This is a genomic window from Aquimarina aggregata (assembly GCF_001632745.1).
GTDB classification, from domain to species: domain Bacteria; phylum Bacteroidota; class Bacteroidia; order Flavobacteriales; family Flavobacteriaceae; genus Aquimarina; species Aquimarina aggregata.
In genome coordinates this window covers 1-1,530 of record NZ_LQRT01000045.1, presented here as the reverse complement: position 1 = coordinate 1,530, position 1,530 = coordinate 1, and the positions used below count along the sequence as shown (strand labels likewise).

Below are 1,530 nucleotides of genomic sequence, written 5' to 3'. Positions count from 1 at the left end.
TTCAAAAGCATTACAAAACGTAAATCATTTTTTTGTCAGTGAAAATGTAGCAACAAGGATATCTACTCTTTTCCTAATATTTCAATAAAACAACAAAAGTCCATTCATTGTTTGGAAAGGACTTTTGTTATTAATATTATTTTTGATTATTTAAATTACCTGATGTGCTACTTTTTTACTACTTGTTTATTTAAAATTAACTCTCCTTCTTTATCCCAAACTTTTAACACGTAATATCCTGAAGACAAATCAGAGACATCCAAACTAGCTTCTTTGGTTTTAAGCAAAACCTCCTTGCTTAAATACCCCTGCAAATTATAAAACCTTATCAAACTTTTTTCTGGAAAGTTCGTTAGATTGATTCTGTTCTTGATTGGGTTAGGAAATGTATTAATTTCTGCTCCCCTATTATAGCTATCTCCCGCCACATCAGATAAAAGTAAAGAACTCTTGGAGGGAATATACGTAATGACTAACTCAGGCCCATCTAAAGAAGGGTTTTCTTTAGATGAAAAAGCAAAATCATTACCATTAGTCATCGTTAATACTAATGATAACTTATCCTGATTTATAGCTGAAGTTTGCAAACTAATTGCTTTTCTATCATTTAGTTTATAAACATCATTTAGATTACCCAAAACTACTTCCTGACCAGGTTTATTTGTAGTGGATAAGTTATCCTCTGTCCAATTGTTTGAGCTCCCCTTATTCACTCTGACATTTCCATTGCCCGAATCAGTCGTGACCATAAAATTAAGTTTGGCATCAGTGATAGTACCATCAATTGATGATAAATCAAACATCAAATATCCCATCCGGTTATTCTGCTCTAATCTGACGATTGTACCATCATACCGTGTATCACCATGCAAGTATGCATCTTCAACAGGAGACAACCTAATCGTTTTAGGTGTTTGGCCAGAACTTCCAATATTTGAAGCTTCTATCTTATCTATATTAAACAAGTATCCTGACCCTCCTTTATAAACAAGCCTAAGTATTTTTTCTCCCTTGGTGAGACTGGTCGTAATACTATATTTTTTGTAATCATGCCAGTTGCCATTGACTGGTATGACTACTGAACCTACTACAGAACCTGATTCTAAAACTTCAATCGTACCCCCAGCACCAGCACTTGAAGCATAAAAATCAAAATTATATTCACCGGCATTCTGTACATCAACCTTATATTCTGTATAATCATTAGACTTAATATAGCCCAGATTCCTTTTAGATGAACCTGGCGTATCTTCTATTCGTACACTTCCCGATTTTGTATTAAAATTTTCAGCTTCCACTACACCCGGGATTTTAATATTATCATTTGGTCCTCCTATGTCTATATCGTCTGTACTTAAAGTAAAATCAACAGCACCATTTTTATGATGCACCTCTATGGTGAATGTTTTATTTGCTTCATCCCAATCCTGTCTGATAAAAGCAGACATTTGGTCACTTTTTAAAGTTGGACGTTTTGAACAGGTAAAAGTAATAATAGTGGGGTACTCCGATAGATTATATTTGCCGCCG

The 1,530-nt window shown here is 34.1% G+C and carries 1 protein-coding gene; it reads right to left on the bottom strand.

The window, feature by feature from the left end:
• Window positions 1-167 precede the first annotated feature (167 nt).
• Window positions 168-1,530, bottom strand: a 1,363-nt coding sequence (locus AWE51_RS21050; RefSeq protein WP_232517426.1) for a carbohydrate-binding protein, incomplete at its 5' end; no start/stop codon positions are given.